The sequence below is a fragment of the Mesorhizobium sp. WSM4841 genome (genome assembly GCF_055811515.1).
Genome location: NZ_JBVVQC010000006.1, coordinates 163,392 through 179,086, shown reverse-complemented (window position 1 = coordinate 179,086; position 15,695 = coordinate 163,392). Strand labels below are relative to the sequence as shown.

Annotated in this window: 15 protein-coding genes; 7 read left to right on the top strand and 8 right to left on the bottom strand. The window is 60.5% G+C overall.

The genetic code is table 11. The features are described from left to right. Positions 1-148 precede the first annotated feature (148 nt). Entirely contained in the window at positions 149-844 is a 696-nt protein-coding gene (locus AC0L14_RS09795; RefSeq protein ID WP_473637406.1) for a Crp/Fnr family transcriptional regulator, read from the bottom strand. A 1,094-nt stretch (positions 845-1,938) separates the two neighbouring features. Next, complete coding sequence (locus AC0L14_RS09790) at positions 1,939-3,147, bottom strand: acyltransferase family protein (RefSeq protein WP_473749311.1); 1,209 nt, start codon at positions 3,145-3,147, stop codon at positions 1,939-1,941. A gap of 770 nt (positions 3,148-3,917) precedes the next feature. On the opposite strand from AC0L14_RS09790, the gene AC0L14_RS09785 reads away from it, so the two are divergent. Beyond that, positions 3,918-4,178 carry a hypothetical protein gene (locus AC0L14_RS09785; protein ID WP_473749310.1) on the top strand — a complete coding sequence of 87 codons (261 nt, stop codon included), beginning with the start codon at positions 3,918-3,920 and terminating at the stop codon, positions 4,176-4,178. A gap of 102 nt (positions 4,179-4,280) precedes the next feature. Beyond that, positions 4,281-5,051 carry a TIGR01458 family HAD-type hydrolase gene (locus AC0L14_RS09780; protein ID WP_473489105.1) on the top strand — a complete coding sequence of 257 codons (771 nt, stop codon included), beginning with the start codon at positions 4,281-4,283 and terminating at the stop codon, positions 5,049-5,051. A 40-nt stretch (positions 5,052-5,091) separates the two neighbouring features. Here AC0L14_RS09780 and AC0L14_RS09775 read toward each other — a convergent pair whose 3' ends face one another. Together AC0L14_RS09775 and AC0L14_RS09770 are read right to left on the bottom strand one after the other, a co-directional pair. Then, a complete protein-coding gene (locus AC0L14_RS09775; RefSeq protein WP_473749309.1) occupies positions 5,092-6,624 on the bottom strand; it encodes an FAD-dependent oxidoreductase in 1,533 nt (510 codons plus the stop codon). Then, positions 6,617-6,913: a hypothetical protein gene (locus AC0L14_RS09770; protein ID WP_473749308.1), complete on the bottom strand. Its 297-nt coding sequence runs from the start codon at positions 6,911-6,913 to the stop codon at positions 6,617-6,619. The genes AC0L14_RS09775 and AC0L14_RS09770 overlap by 8 nt, the downstream gene beginning before the upstream one ends. 33 nt (positions 6,914-6,946) lie before the next feature. Here AC0L14_RS09770 and AC0L14_RS09765 point away from each other — a divergent pair, with 33 nt between their 5' ends. Continuing rightward, positions 6,947-7,918: an SDR family oxidoreductase gene (locus tag AC0L14_RS09765; RefSeq protein ID WP_123149547.1), complete on the top strand. Its 972-nt coding sequence runs from the start codon at positions 6,947-6,949 to the stop codon at positions 7,916-7,918. A 101-nt stretch (positions 7,919-8,019) separates the two neighbouring features. After that, positions 8,020-8,463 (top strand): PPC domain-containing DNA-binding protein, encoded by a 444-nt coding sequence (locus AC0L14_RS09760; RefSeq protein ID WP_123149561.1) that lies wholly within the window; start codon positions 8,020-8,022, stop codon positions 8,461-8,463. Between the two features lie 48 nt (positions 8,464-8,511). Here AC0L14_RS09760 and AC0L14_RS09755 read toward each other — a convergent pair whose 3' ends face one another. From AC0L14_RS09755 to AC0L14_RS09740, 4 genes are all read right to left on the bottom strand, one after another. Further along, positions 8,512-9,786, bottom strand: a complete 1,275-nt coding sequence (locus AC0L14_RS09755; RefSeq protein ID WP_473637412.1) for a DUF763 domain-containing protein — start codon at positions 9,784-9,786, stop codon at positions 8,512-8,514. 157 nt (positions 9,787-9,943) lie between these two features. Further along, positions 9,944-10,642, bottom strand: coding sequence for an MgtC/SapB family protein (locus tag AC0L14_RS09750; protein ID WP_123149545.1), 699 nt, complete (start codon positions 10,640-10,642; stop codon positions 9,944-9,946). Between the two features lie 95 nt (positions 10,643-10,737). Continuing rightward, entirely contained in the window at positions 10,738-11,175 is a 438-nt protein-coding gene (locus tag AC0L14_RS09745; protein WP_473637414.1) for a GFA family protein, read from the bottom strand. After that, positions 11,172-11,804 carry an alpha-ketoglutarate-dependent dioxygenase AlkB gene (locus AC0L14_RS09740; RefSeq protein ID WP_473749306.1) on the bottom strand — a complete coding sequence of 211 codons (633 nt, stop codon included), beginning with the start codon at positions 11,802-11,804 and terminating at the stop codon, positions 11,172-11,174. Before AC0L14_RS09740 ends, AC0L14_RS09745 begins: the two co-directional genes overlap by 4 nt. A 142-nt stretch (positions 11,805-11,946) precedes the next feature. Here AC0L14_RS09740 and AC0L14_RS09735 point away from each other — a divergent pair, with 142 nt between their 5' ends. The 3 genes from AC0L14_RS09735 (at position 11,947) to ligD (ending at position 15,678) form a co-directional block, all read left to right on the top strand. Then, positions 11,947-12,162, top strand: a complete 216-nt coding sequence (locus tag AC0L14_RS09735) for a KTSC domain-containing protein (RefSeq protein ID WP_473489113.1) — start codon at positions 11,947-11,949, stop codon at positions 12,160-12,162. 96 nt (positions 12,163-12,258) lie between these two features. Next, entirely contained in the window at positions 12,259-13,128 is an 870-nt protein-coding gene (ku, locus tag AC0L14_RS09730; RefSeq protein WP_473529978.1) for a non-homologous end joining protein Ku, read from the top strand. Between the two features lie 3 nt (positions 13,129-13,131). Further along, entirely contained in the window at positions 13,132-15,678 is a 2,547-nt protein-coding gene (gene ligD / locus AC0L14_RS09725; protein ID WP_473749305.1) for a DNA ligase D, read from the top strand. Positions 15,679-15,695 lie beyond the last annotated feature (17 nt).

Genomic DNA, 15,695 nt, shown 5'->3' with positions numbered 1-15,695 from the left:
ATCAGAGAACACACCGACCGGAATCTGGATCTCGCGTTGTTTGCCAGGCGCGGGTAGTCGCCGAAAATAAAGGACAGCCGGCTTCGCCGATGGCGGTGTTGCTTTGACGCGCGTCGCGCCGCCTTGGCGTCGAGCGCCAATGTAAGTGTCAACCATCGATATATCTGTCATCGAACTCGGCAAATTTCGTTACGCCCAGTCGATCCAGCACGCGGACATGACCTTGGCGGAACTCCAGAAACCCGCGTTCCCGCAATTCCCGCAGCTTTCGATTGACATGGACGGGCGTCAGCCCGAGCGCGTCCGCGAGGTCGTACTGGGTGAGAGGGCAAGCATAGGCAGTGCGACTGCCAGCGCCGACGCGCTCCAATCGCGCTCTCAGTTCGAGCAGCAGGTGCGCTGTACGCGCCAAGGCGCTGCGTCGACCTACATTGGTTAGGTGTTGGGCAACAATCGCTCTCTGGCGCGCGAGAGTTTCGAGAAAAAGGGAGGCTATGTAGGGCGACTTCGCTGCGCCAAGAGCAAGTGTCTTGGTCGAGGCTTCTAACACCGCAAGGTCGGTTTGAGCCACAAATGTCTCAAGAGCAGTGCCCGAGTACGTCTGTGGCCGGACAATGTCGCCCTTCAGCGCAAAATCCAAAATCTGTCGCTGGCCACCGGCAAGATCATGGGAAATGCATCCCCAGCCAGACTCGATTATGAAGACGCGATCGCCGTCCTCGCCCTGATTGACGATAGCGGTTTCCGCCGCATATCGCTTTGGCACGAAGCCTAGCGCCTTGATATACGCCTTATCGTCGCTTTTGATTGCGACTGACGTCGGCCGGTGTTCATTCTCACTCAATGAAAGGCTTGTAGCATACGTCATTCGAACCCCGCCAATCCGCCCCTAGATAACCTCCCTACGCAAAAACGTACTCCAGCTTTGACATGTTGAGTACCCTGCGCGGGCTACAACCAATGGGTGATATTGCACTGCACTCTCACAAAAAGGCAAGGATCACGCCTGATCGAGCGCAGTAGGACCCGAAATTCATCATAAAGTTTGACCGACTCTCTGCACCATCCATTCGAATGGCAAGGCCTCCGGCGGTCGGAAGCGCTTGGTAACACCAGCCACTCACCGTGCAACTTTCGAACACGCACGCTTACGGATCGCTTACGACCTTCGGTGTGACTGGCTCGCCGTACCGACTGCAAGCCAAGCATCGCTGCTGACTTGAGGTCGCGCTGACGTTGTCCGGCGCGAACCGCCCGGTCGTTCAATCGGGCGGAACGTGCCACTTCCTTTATGCAACCTTTATGCAACCCTCTGATTTCACTCGCAGGTAACCCCTCGGAATGCTCCAACTCGAGCAGCCCCGATTCACTCAAGTGCAACGCTGCAAGCCGCTGTAGGTCAGCTGCCTCACAGGACCAGCGGCTCGCCACTGGGGCCGGCACGAGATTTTCTCTTTGCCGTGACGACGTTTCAACGGACAAGAGCGTTAGTTCAGACGCTCGGAACTACTCCGGCTCGATGAGTAACCTTCGCTGCAGTTCCAGGACCCGGAATGGGTCGATTGACGCCCCTCTTTCGAGCCAAACTGTCTCCGGTTTCAGCCGCGACAGTGGCAAGGTATACCTCATTCGCGGTAGCTATGACTCCCCGATTACCTCGCAACTGCGAAGAGACCGCCTGCCACGTACCCGGAAGAGGGTATGTCTGGAGTGCCGATGCCACCGACCGAAGCCCCGTGCAACGGGGGCGCATCGGCTTTTGCGCATCATGGAATCCAGCGCTTAGGGCGCGCGGCACTTCAACCGCCTTAATTGCGCTCCATAGCGTGAACGCTCCACCGCCAAATTGGTATACCCTTGGCGGACTGAGTTCAGGTCACGCTGAAAATGTCGCCTGACTCGGGCAGGACCTGGCTGTTGATGTAGTCGGCCCGCATCTCATCGGTTACGTCCCCACTGCTCACCACCCAATAGCCGTGGGGTTTCCTGATTCCCTATCGGGGACGCTAAACCGCCATTTTGATCTCGTTTGGCGGCGGGTTTAGGGAACCGTCCCCTGACGGCGTTTTGAATCCTCTTTTCCAACCACATAACGGCCATGCTCAAACCTAAAATGAGCAGGATGGAGAGAACGAAAACAATGGGCATCGGAAAACCCAATGAAAACAACCACCATACCATAATCATGCCAAATGAATAGTGATTCAGATATATAGGGTAGCTTATCCCTCCAATATACTTCACAAGTGCGTTGTATCTATAAAGATTATGTTTAACGAACTCACCATATTTTATTCCTGCTGCCATTGCGTACATGCAGATCAACCAAATTATCACTGCTGATAGCTTGTACTCATAACCGCGTTCAATCGAAATGAAGATCTCAACCGTGCTCATACTGCCAAAAAACAATATCAATACTGTCTTCGCCGCATGCCCCATTTTGCTACCGTCATCACCGCCGTTCCTGACAAGAAAGAAGATCATGCCTGTAGCAAAAAAAACGCCGTGCTGCAGCAGAAGCAGTTTGAAGGGGAACCGCGACAGCACTGATATCGCTTCTTCCGGCCGCGTGGACGGCGGCAGCAAGTGCAACCCGGAGAGAACAAGAAGGTATACCGAGCTGGAAAACCCTATTATTTTGGCCAGATCATAGAGTGATAAACGAAACCTCGACAAAATTGACCCGGCCACCAAGACGTAAAATACGGCTTCGACGACGAGAGACCATACGACCCCGTCGATATAAGGGCCTTTAGGGGATAATATTACGGATCTACAAAAATCCATCAGAAGATGGGAAAAATCCTCGCCATAAAGAGCTCGTGCGGCCAGACTGACGAGCGCGGACAGCCACAAGGCGGGCAATATACGCGTAGCGCGCATGCGCGCGAAACGCAGCGCGTGCGACGCGCCCCCTTCGCCTGAGGCGCTCATGGCAATGACAAACCCGGAAATTACGAAAAAAACTTCGACCCCTACAGCACCCAAACCGGCAAACGCCGACAGAAAACCAAAGGCGACATCGCTTCCCTCGGCGACTGACGCACTGCTCCAGGCGAATGTCGCGAAATGGTTCAGTAACACCAAAAGCGCTGCAAAAATGCGCAAGAAGTCCATGACGTGGTAGTGGACATTGCGTTCCATATAATGTTTCCGAACCTTGCCAGAGGCCAAGGTCGAATACTATCGTGAAACGGTCAGTACACCTGCTACTACATTCGGACATAAGCCGAATTGATTAACCGTCGGATATGACCTGTTTCCTGCGGCAGATCCACCGATCTGCTACGCATGGCCTCCTCCAAGTGAGGTTTAATAACTTATGGATTGTTCGGCGCCTTAATACGTTGAGCGTTGCGACCGATCCTCCGATCATTGCTATTGACTGAGAATGCTACGCGCCGCCTTCAAGGCCGCATGGCTGTTGCTCATCGCCATCTTGGCCGCGACGATTGTTCCGATTCACAAGCGCCCATCCAGGCCTTGGCCGGCTGGCTGCATCCTCGCAAGCTGGTTGAGACGGTGGACTGCGGTGACGCTCCCTCTGCTCCCACGGCTCCACCTGCTCTACTCCTAATTGGTGTCGCGCCCCTAAATGATGCCGTGCTAATGTTCTGGCCGGCTTGGGAGGTTCCAATCGACCTCATTGCGAATGTTTTCGCCGGCGCGTGGGCTGCCGGAGTGCTTGCCGCCATCTGGTATGTCCGGATGCGGCCCTCGCCGCCCATTGCCGAAAGTCAGCAAGACCGCGATTTGCGGGAATGGCTGGGCGGCCAACTGTAAAGATCGCTCCCGGCGGATTTCCGATAGGGCCCAACGTCGCCGTTCACCGCCGCCCGGCAGGGATCGTTGTCGGTTGCGGGTCGCGTCCGGCCTCGTTGTCTGCGGGTCCACACACATTGCGGCGCGAAGAGGTGCCTCCTGCGCTTGCGGAGTCGACCGGCTTAGCGACTTGGTGGCCGCGATGGCCGACCGCGCGCCTGCCCTTCCAGATCGGCATCAGCCTGATGCGGGTGTTGGCACTTCGCCCGGCGGCGGTGCAATTCACCCTCGACAAAGCGATGGCGGCGGCTGGGCGCCGCTTGGCCCGCGACTCTGGCCCTACGGTTCCCGACAGGGAGATCGCGACGCTGGCCGAAGCCGCCCGCACGGCCTTCCGCGAATGGTGGCAGTGACCGTCGGTTAATCGAGTGCGCCTGCCCGCCCTGATCCAAACGGAACAACAATGGCCTTGTTCCGGATTTGACGCATGGCGGACTCGTGGTCATGCTGGACCAATGACAAGGGGTGTACTGCTGGACCTCGCAGGCGTTATCTACGATAGCGAGATCGCCATACCAGGCGGGATCGACGCCGTCGCGCGTTTGCGTCAGGCCGGTTTGGCCATACGCTTCATAAGCAATACCACGCGCTCGTCAAAACAGAGGGTTCTCGAACGTCTGGAGGCGATGGGACTGACCGTTACCAATGCAGATGTTTTCACGCCGGCGCACGCTGCACGCGAATGGCTGCTTCGCAATGGCCGCGCGCCATACTTGTTGGTTCACCCCGGCCTTGCGCCGGATTTTTGCGACCTGCCGGATCGCGACAAGCGCGCCGTCATCGTCGGCGATGCCGGAGAGGCCTTCACATATGCGGCGTTGAATGACGCGTTCCGCGAACTGAGCGCGGGGGCCGAATTGCTGGCTCTTGCCACTAACCGGACGTTTCGGGATGCTGACGGCGAGCTCAGCCTCGATGCAGGGCCATTCGTCGCGGCACTGGAATTTGCCTCCCTGAAACGCGCAACCGTTCTCGGCAAGCCCTCGCCGGAATTCTTTCTGTCGGCGCTGGCAAGCATGGACTGTCCGCCAGATCAGGCGATCATGGTCGGCGACGACGCCGAGGCCGATATAGCTGGCGCCCTGCGCGCCGGACTTTCGGGCGCGCTGCTGGTGCGGACAGGCAAATACCGGCAGGGCGATGAGAAACGGTTTGATCCGCGCCCGACCGCAACCGTCGCCGATCTCGCGGCGGCAACCGACTGGATCATTGCGCGCCGAGACTGATCGTCGCGCGGGCTGAACCGGCCGTACAGCGAGCGCTTCGCTAGGTGATTTGGCGCTCCATTTCCACCTCGGCCCCTAGACTTTCGATGTCGCGGAAGATCGAAGCGACAGCCAGCGTGCGCCCTTCGAGCTTGAAGCGGAGCAGGCAATCCTTGGCAATGATGTCTCCATCGATCGCGATCTCGTCCCATTGCACGGCATGGCCGACGTAGTTGATGGGAACATCGTAATGCTGGCTCCAGAAGAACGGCACGGCGACGAATTTCTCGCGACGGCCGAGCATGTTGAGGGCCGCGGTTCGCCCCTGCCTCTGGGCAACTACCCAATGCTCGACCCGAATGTTCTCACCACTGTGAGGATCTGGCCACCGCGCAATGTCGCCGGCCGCGAAGATGCCTGGTACGCTCGTCTCCAAAAAGGCGTTTACTACGACACCGCGGTCAAGGATGAGCCCCGCCGTTTCGGCAAGCCCTGTCCGCGGTCGCACGCCGATGCCGACGACGACGAAATCCGCCGCCAACGTATCGCCACTGCTGAGTTTCACCTTACTGCCGTCGATGCTGCTCGCGGTGTCCTCGAGATGGAATACGACACCATTCTCCTCATGGAGGGCGCGGATGAAGTCGCCCATTTGCGGACCCAGGATCCGTTCCATGGGCCGTTTTTCCGGCGCCACGACATGAACTTCGATCTCGCGCGAGCGCAGGGCCGCGGCAACCTCCAGGCCAATGAAACTGGCGCCAAGCACGACGGCGCAGCGCGCAGTCGTGGCTCGCTCGATGATCGCCTTGCAATCTGCGAACGAGCGCAGCGTGTGAACATGTGGTTGGTCGGCGCCGGGTATGGTCAGGCGAACCGGTTCGGCTCCGGTCGCAAGCAGCAGCCTGTCGTAAGCAGTCCGGGCCCCGTCCGCTAATACAACTTCGCCAGAACGTGCATCGATGCTGGCGACGTTCGCATTGAGACGCAGGTCGATATCGTTCTTCGAGTAGAAGCTTTCTCGGCGCAGCGGAATCCAATCCTCCGGTGCTTTGCCGGCGAGGTAGTCCTTGGAAAGATTGGGCCGATCAACGGGCGGCGCTTCGTCGTTGCTGAGCATGACAAGGCTGCCTTGATAATGTTCGCGCCGCAGTGTTTCTGCCGCCGCGAAACCGGCCGCGCCGCCACCGACAATGACGATCTTCTCCGGAACCTGGCCGGAGCCTCCATCGCGCTGCTTGGGTGCCGTCCGTTTGCGCTTCTCGCCCACGAATATCCAATTATCGCGTTGTTCCACCGACCAGCAAGCGAGTGGACTGAAAGCTGGAACGCGCAAGGCCTCGCCTGTACGCAAATCGAAGCACGCGTGATGCCAAGGACACCGGACGGTGTCTCCCACCACAAGACCGTCGACGAGCGGCCCGCCATAATGTGTGCATGTCGCCCCGATGGCGAAGATCTCAGCCCCGCGGCGCACCAGCAGCACCTGCTCATCGCCGCAATGGCCGAGGAGCTTTGCGCCATCGGCAAGGTCGGATAACGCGATGCCCTCGACCAGATCCGGCCCGGTTGGTTTGGTATGACCTTCAGCCATTTTCCTCTCCCTTGGCGCGATCCAGTGACAAGATCGCCTGTACGGCCGAGAAGCGGGAAATCTTCAGGTCACCAGCCTCGGAATACCTTCTGCCGGGCTGGCGCGCCTTCAGGTTCTCGGACACCGCTGGTGCCCAAACGTCCGGCCGCCTCTTTCGTTGCCGGTTGGGCAGTACACGCCGTCGATTTCCTGGCGTTTTGGACGCGTTGCCGCGGCTGCAACGTCGCTTGTCGAACGCATCGCGGGACTGACGCAAAGACGCCGTCGCGTAAACTTTTTCGCCGGACATGCGTTGTCCTTCCTCCAAGCCAAGGAGGCAGCCATGCAGATGAAATCGGAAATCGCCGGCGAGGCCGCCAAGCAACGCCATATCCAGCGCGGCATCGATGCCAAGGACAAATCGAAGGGCAAGGGCAAGCAACAAGGCGCCATGCAGGCCGGAGCACGCAAATATCCCGAGCCGCCCTTTCCCGAACAGCATCAGCCGAAGCCGGGGCACGAATGGGCGATTGAGCCGGCGCCGCTTTATGACGCGCCCTTCTATATCGGATCGAAAAAACTCGATGGCAAAGTGGCCGTCATCACCGGCGGCGATTCCGGCATCGGCCGAGCCGTCGCCGTGCTTTATGCGCGCGAAGGCGCGGATGTGGCGATCGTCTATCTTTGCGAGGACAAGGATGCCGAAGAGACGAAGAAGGCCGTCGAAGCCGAGGGCCGGCGCTGCATGCTGGTCAAGGCCGACGTCAGCGAACGCCGCCACTGCCACAAGGCTGTGGCTGAGGTGGTGAAGGCATTCGGCCGGATCGACGTGCTGGTCAACAACGCCGCTTTCCAGGTCCATTCCAGCGACTTCAGCGAGCTGACCGAAGAGCATTTCGACACGACGCTGAAGACCAACCTTTACGGCTACTTCCACATGACGCAGGAGGCCGTGCCGCATATGAAGCCCGGTTCGGCGATCATCAACAGCGGCTCCGTAACCGGCATCGAGGGCTCGAGGCAGCTGGTCGATTATTCGATGACCAAGGGCGGCATTCATGCCTTCACGCGCGCGCTCTCCGGCAACCTCATCGAAAAGGGAATTCGGGTGAACTGCGTGGCGCCGGGCCCGGTGTGGACGCCGCTCAACCCGTCGGACAAGCAAGCCGGTGACGTTTCGAAATTTGGGGCGGACACGCCAATGAAACGGCCCGCACAACCGGAGGAGATCGCGCCGGCCTATGTGTTCCTCGCCTCGCCGCACTGCTCGAGCTACATCACCGGCGAGATATTGCCGATCATCGGCGGCTACTAGTTACATTTCCGATTTGGTGGCGCGACACAATTAGCGCCGCCAAACCCCATCGACGGAACAGACGACAACGCAAAAGCCGAGATGGCGTCTGGAGTGAAATCATGAAATCGCAACTCGTCGCCGAAAGCGCCGGACAACGGACGTTTGTGGTGGTGCTTGATCCTGGCGAGGAAGCGTTCGCGGCGCTTACCTCGTTCGCGGTCGAGCAGGACATTGGCGGCGCCTCGCTGACTGCGCTCGGCGCCTTCGAAACGGCGACCGTCGGCTGGTTCGACTTTGGGCAAAAGACCTTTCGCAAAATCCCAGTCCGCGAACAGTGTGAGGTGCTCAGCGCTATCGGCGATGTCGCGATCGGCGACGACGGCAAGCCCAGCCTTCATATCCACGCGGTGCTCGGGTTGCGCGATGGCACGACGCGGGGCGGACATCTGCTCGAAGGCATTGTTCGGCCGACACTCGAAGTCACATTGGTGGAAGCGCCTGGCCACCTGCGCCGCAGGAAGCGGCCGGAACTCGGCATCGCCTTGATCGATCTGGATGCCTGAAGCCGAACGCGGATCGAGACAGGTCCGCTGAATTGCGTTCCGGGCCGATTATCCCTTTTGCTTGATTTGTTCGACGTCCGCGGGGGCCTCGGGTGCGGCCTCCCAGCCGAACACGCTGCGACCGCCGAGCAGATGCGACTGATCGAACTCTCCGGCGACAATTTCTTTCAAGCTGGGACCTGTGACATAGCGTTCGACCTGCCGTGACTGGTCGTCGAGCCGCTTCAAGGCGCCGATTTCTTCGTCGCGCCCGAGCCTGGCTTTGTGGACGGCCGACTTCAGCACGCCGATCGTCTCGTCATAGACCTTCAGCGGCACCGGGAATGGATGCCTGTCCTTGCCGCCATGCGCCAGCGAGAAGCGGCCGGGATCGGAAAAACGGCATGGCGCGCCATGCAGAACCTCGGCCACCAGCGCCAGCGCCCGCACCGTGCGCGCACCGACGCCGGGGACCAGGAGAAGCTCGGAGAAATCGGCGGGGCCACGCTCGGCAGCCGCAGCCATGTTGCCATGAAGACGGCGCATGACGACATCGCTTTCGCGAACGTCGTGGTGCGCCGGCATGACCAGGTGCGGCAGCACCGGCTGCTCGGGCTCCGGTTCTGTAGTCACGTCGCGCTCGAGCGCGGCGAATTCCCTCAGGATGCGATCCGGTCCGAGGTCCTGCAGCAGCTCCAGCTGCCCCTTGCGTGAGGCATCGGCGCGGCGGTCGGTCAGGTTGACGATCTCGCCCTGGTTGGCGCCCTCGATGGCGGCATGCGGCTGGTCGACGAAACTCTTCAGGCCTTCGGACAGCCAATGATAACGGCGCGCCACCTTGCTGTCGCCGTTCATGCCCTGCTGCACCACGACCCAGTCGCCATCATCGGTCACGATGAAGCCATGCAGATAAAGATCGAAGCCGTCCTGAACGGCGGCGCTGTCAACCTTGGCGACGAGCCGGCTGGCAGTTGCCAGGCCTGTTCCGTCGAAGCCGACGCGCTCGCCGATGGCGGCGAGCTCGTGCGGGGTCTTGCGCGAATGCGCGCCGCGGCCGCCGCACACGTGAATACCGAGTTCGCCGGAGAGCGGAGCCAAACCACGTTTCAACGCGCCGATGACGCTGGTCGTGATGCCGGATGAATGCCAGTCCATTCCCATGACGGCGCCAAACGACTGGAACCAGAAGGGATGCGCCAACCGGCGCAGCAGCTCCTCGCGACCATAGTGGTGAATGATCGCCTCGCACATGACCGCGCCAAGACGCGTCATACGGTCGCCGAGCCATTTCGGCACGCGTCCGCCGTGAAGTGGAAGGTCTGCGCTTCCCGATCGTTGTGCCAAATCTTGCCGCCTGTTGCCGATCTATGCCTTGCGCTCAACAGATAGGTATCGAAAGCGGAGTGAAGAAGCGATGATGCCCGTTTTAGGCTGTCGATGCGCGATCCGAATCGATTGCCGGCCTAGTGCCCGACCTGCTTGGCAATCAGTGTAGCGGTTATCACACAGATTCGCTGACGAGATTAAACTTCTCGATTTCGCAATGCTCACCCACCAGTGTCAATAAATCCGTCGGCGGCGGTCCCCTTTCAGGCCGCCTCCAGCTGATCTCAAACAACACCACGGGGCTGTCGCGATCTGGGCGCCGCTCCATTCCAACCAGGCGCGCCCGATAACCGGAGGGCCCGATGATCGCGTCGAGGTCGTCATGATCCGCCGCCTTCCAGGTGAGCGCCAACACGGCGTGGTGTTCGCGCGGTATCACCAGATCGACCCATTTCAACACGAGCAGAATGATTAGCGTCAGCGCCGTCCCGGCTGCGCCCAAGGCGTATTGGCCGCCCCCGAAAGCCAATCCGATCATCGTCATCATCCACAACGTGGCTGCTGTAGTGACACCGCTGACAAGACTGCCCCGGCGAAGAATGGCGCCGCCACCGATGAAGCCGACGCCTGTCAACACGCCCAGGGGAAAGCGAAGAACGTCCATACGGACGAAGGAATTCGGAGCTTTGCCGCCAACCTCCAGCAGAATGGTGGCCTGTGTCATTGCGATCGCGGCGGCCAGCCCGACCAGGATGGTTGTCCTGAGGCCGGCCGCCTGTCCGCGCGCCTCCCGGTCGAGGCCAATCAATGAACCGGCGAGCACGGTCAGAAGCAGGCGTGCCGCGATGTCTTCGTAGGCCGGGATAAGAGACATCGTAAACCCTGATCGCCGCTGGTGTTTGGATTACGAACTGATCGCAATTCAATTCGGCTAGGGCCATTCGGGTTCCATCGGCGGCGTTTTGCCGGTTACCGATCGGCTGGATTTCCGACTGCCGGATCGCGCCGTCTTGAATATCTTCCCACACGCGGCAGATCGTCACGAAATTCCACCCAAGGCAGCTTCACATCCCAACAGGCATGGGCCTGCGGCGCAAAGCGTTCGGGGTGGTCGAAGAAGCCGATCGTCACATAGAGTTCTTCCGGAAGCCCTCGGTCGAGATAGGCTATGGATGTCCCGCAATCGGCGCAGAAGGTGCGGAGCACACCTCGGGTCCTTGAGAACGTTTTCGGCGTGCCGGTCAGCAGTCTGAATTGGGCCGGTCGATAGCCGACCCAGACGGCCAGCGGGCTCCCTATGGCCTTGCGGCAATCGTCATCATGGTCGGAGCAAATCCAGAACGGGTCACCATCCATCTTAGCCGTTATCGAACCGCAAAAACAGGAGCCGGTCTCGATCCTGGTCATCGAACCACCACTTCTGACCGAAGCGGCCGTTTCGGCCGCAGGGTCCGCAGGGTAATCGAATAGCGGTGCTCGACAACTGGCGGGATGCTGTGCTCCCATTCGGTGCGCGCCGGTCCCGTCATCAGGTAAGCCGACCTTGGCTCGAGGATGATGGTCTCGCGATCCCATCCAGCGCCGTTCTTCCGGCGGAGCCGAAAGCTGCATGGCGCAAGAAGAGAAACGCCGGCCACGGCATCGAAATGCGGCTTGTCGCGATGCCAGCCGATACCCGCGCCGGGTCGGTACTCGTTGATCAAAATCTGCACGAAAGCATCGGCGGGCAGCCGCGCAAATGCCGCCACCTTGTCTCTGAGCGGCATCAGAAAAGCAGGGATCGCCGGCGCCTCGACGACTTTGCGTTGGTCAAAATCATAGCGCACGCCAAAACCGGCGACGCGCCGGTTTGCGAGATGGCCATGAAAGTCGAAAGGCTGGAAGGCGAGACTTTCGATCTGCCGCACCAGTTCGGCCTCTTCCTCCGCCGTGATCAGCTCCGGCTGGTAGTGAAATCCTTCCGGCAGATCGTTGGGCGCACGAAACAGGTCGCCTTGCCCAGCGAATTCCGGCTGCTTGGTTTTGAGCGATGGCATCAACCCTAATTGGTGAAGCCGGCCGGCGGAGGCAAGGTCTTGGAGGCGCCGAGCCGGCCGGGTCACCGCCTCCATATCTCGGGCGAGACGGAACCTGGCTTGCCGGGGTGGGTTATTGCCCAGACGCGTCGAGTGCTGGGAAATGCCTTCAACTGCAATTCAAAGCATGAATTACGATCCGGCGACGAGGACCCTCTCCGTATGGTTTGTCCCAAGCGGAAATCGCTACGATTACGACGACGTGCCGCCGCAGACCTACGCTGCATTCCGCAAAACCTCGTCAAAAGGCCGGTTCTTCAACGCGTTCATTCGAGATCGGTATAAGTACCATTTGGTCGAGCAGAGCCGGTCGGGGTGAGACCCGGGGTACTCCTGTCGTCCGCCAAAGGAACAAATCCACGCGCCGCCACGTTGCATTTCCAGTGCAAATGCTTGTGACAGTGAGGCTATTGTCTTGGCGCCGAGAGCAAATTGGAAGGGCTTCCTGAAAATTGGAGAACTCAGCTGCCCGGTAGCGCTCTATACGGCCGCCTCGACCTCGGAGCGGATCGCCTTCCACACGGTAAACCGCGCCACGGGCCATAGGGTGCATCGCGCGTTCGTCGACAGCGATAGCGGCAAGCCGGTCGAGAAGGACGATCAGGTCAAAGGCTATGAGATCAGCTCGGGTGAGTACGTCGTGCTCGAACCCGATGAGGTCGCAGCCGCTGTCCCCGAGAGCGACAAGACGCTGTCGGTCTCGGCCTTCATCGGCTGTTCCAATGTCGACGATGTGTATTTCGACAAGCCATATTACCTCGCCCCGCCGGACAAACACGCGGAGGAAGCGTTTGGGCTGATCCGCGAAGGCATGCGCAGGAAGAAAGTCGCGGCGATCGCCCAGACCGTCCTGTTCCGGCGCGTCCGGACCCTGCTCATCCGCGCTTATGACGAAGGGCTGGTCGCAACGACGCTGAACTTCGATTACGAGGTGCGATCGGCGGAGGAGGCCTTCGACAACATCCCCGATGTGAAGATCGAGGGCGAGATGCTCGAACTGGCCGAACACATCATCAAGACCAAGAAGGGCAAATTCGATCCGACCAAATTCGACGACCGTTATGAGGCGGCCCTGGCCGAGCTTGTGAAGGCAAAGCTCGAAGGCAAGAAGATCGCAATTCCGAAACCGGCCAAGCGGGAGAAGGTCGTCGATCTTATGGATGCGCTGCGCCAGAGTGCCGGCGTTGGCGGAAAGCAGCCCTCGACAAGAAAGCCCGCGGCAAAATCAAAGCCGGCGCGCCACGCGAAGCCGAAGGAGAAAGCGCCGCATCGGAAGGCCGGCTGACCGATGGCGCTCGAGACCTACCGCAAGAAGCGCGATTTTTCCGTCACCCCGGAGCCGCAGGGCCGCAGGGCGCCCAAGACGGGGAACAGCTTCGTCATACAGAAGCATGATGCGAGGCGGCTTCATTATGATTTTCGTTTGGAAATGGACGGCGTCCTGAAGAGTTGGGCCGTGACAAAAGGGCCGAGCCTGATCCCCGGCGAGAAGCGCCTTGCCGTCCATGTCGAGGACCATCCTTTGGAATATGGCGGTTTCGAAGGCACCATCCCAAAGGGCGAATATGGCGGCGGCACCGTCATCCTGTGGGACAGAGGCACCTGGACGCCGATCGGCGACGCGCGTCGCGGCTATGCGAAAGGCCATCTCGACTTCGAACTTCACGGCGAGAAGCTGGGTGGCCGCTGGCACCTTGTCAGGATGGCCGGAAAGCCGCGGGAGAAGCGCGAGAACTGGCTGCTGATCAAGGGTGACGATGACGCCGCGCGCACGGAAGACGACCCCGACATTCTGGACGAGCGGCCGGAATCCATTGCGACCGGCCGCAAGATCGAGGATGTCGCCGGCGAAGAGCCCGGCTGGTCGTCCAAGACGGGACGCATTCGCAAGCGCCGCGGCGGCCGCACGGGGCCCGCTCCACCGGAAGAGCAGCCTGTCACCGTAAGCGTTCCCGAACCGTCAAAGATCAAGGGCGCCAAGAAGGCAGCGCTCCCCGATTTCGTCGAGCCGACGCTGGCGACCCTGGTCTCGTCAGCGCCGTCCGGCCAACGCTGGCTGCACGAGATCAAATTCGACGGGTACCGGCTGCAGGCCAGGGTTGAAGCCGGCCGCGTCAAGCTGTTGACGCGGAGCGGTCTCGACTGGACGAAGAAATTCGGAAAGGCGATCGTTTCGGCGCTGGCCGATCTCCCTGTCGGGACGGCGCTGATTGATGGTGAACTCGTGGTCGAGACATCCGCCGGCGCGTCGGATTTCTCCGAGCTGCAAGCCGATCTCAGCGAGGGCCGCAGTGACCGCTTTCGCCTGTACGTTTTCGATCTGCTCCATCTCGATGGATACGATCTGCGCGACGTTGCGTCGATCCAGCGCAAGGAATTGCTGGAAAAGATCATCGGCAGTGGCAGCGGCATCATCAGCTACAGCGGACATTTTGAGGAGGATGGCCCCCTGGTGCTGCGACATGCCTGCCGGCTGAGCCTGGAAGGCGTTGTCTCCAAGCTTCGCGATGCGCCTTACCGCGCCGGCCGCAGCAAGAACTGGGTGAAGTCGAAATGCTCGGCGCGGCAGGAATTTGTCGTGGCCGGCTATGTTCCTTCGACAACCTCGCGCAATGCGATCGGTTCGCTTGTCCTGGGTGTCTATGACGACGGCAAGCTTCATCATGTCGGGCGCGTCGGCACCGGCTACACGGCAGCCGTCGCCGAGGGCCTCTTCAAGAAGCTCGAGCGGATACGCATTCCATCGAGCCCGTTCGACGAGCGGCTGAGCGCAGAGGAGACTCGGCAAGTCCGTTATGTCAGGCCGGAACTCGTCGCTGAAATCGAGTTCCGCGCCTGGACCGCCGACGGCAATCTGCGCCACGCCTCATTTCGCGGGTTGCGCGAAGACAAGCCGGCGGAAGAGATCGTGCGCGAAACACCGAAGACCAAGGCAGCAGCGAAACCTCAGCGCCGGACCGTCAAGCTCACCCATCCCGATCGCCTCTACTGGCCGGACCAGGGCGTGACCAAGGAAGGTCTCGCCGACTATTATACCGAGGTCTGGCGCTATGCGTCGCCCTATCTCGTTGGCCGCGTGCTGGCGTTGCTGCGATGCCCCAGCGGTATTTCGGGCGAGCAGTTCTTCCAGAAGCATGCCTGGAAGGGCCTCAACCCCAACATCGTGCTGGTCCACGACCCCAAGGATCCGCCCGACGAGCGGCTGATCAGCATCAATGATCTCGATGGGCTGATCGGTCTCGTCCAGTCGGCGGCGCTGGAGATCCACCCCTGGGGTTCGATGGTGAGCGATTGGGAGCGTCCGGACACGATCATCATGGACCTCGATCCCGGCGAGGACGTGAGCTGGGAGGCGGTGATCGCGGCCGCCGTCGAGACCCGCGACCGGCTGAAGGATGCAGGACTGGTCCCCTTCATCAAGACATCCGGCGGCAAGGGTCTGCACGTCGTGGCGCCATTGAAGCCGAAGGCCGAGTGGCCGGCGGCGAAAGCCTTTACCAAGGCGATAGCCGACTCCATGGCCGCCGACAGCCCCGGCCGCTACGTCTCGACCATCACCAAATCCAAACGGCGCGGAAAAATCCTCGTCGACTATCTGCGCAACCAGCGCGGTGCGACCGCAGTCGCACCCTATTCGACGAGAGCACGACCCGGTGCGGCGGTGTCGATGCCGCTTGCCTGGGACGAGCTCGGCCCCGGCATCGGACCGGCCTATTTTACCGTCGAGAACACGCCGACCCGGCTTGCCTCGCTATCGTCGGATCCCTGGCAGGATTTCCGTGCCGCCGCAGTGCCGATCGAGGACCGTGCAAACCGGCGAGAGAAAGCGGCTTGAGGACGGCATTACGAAGT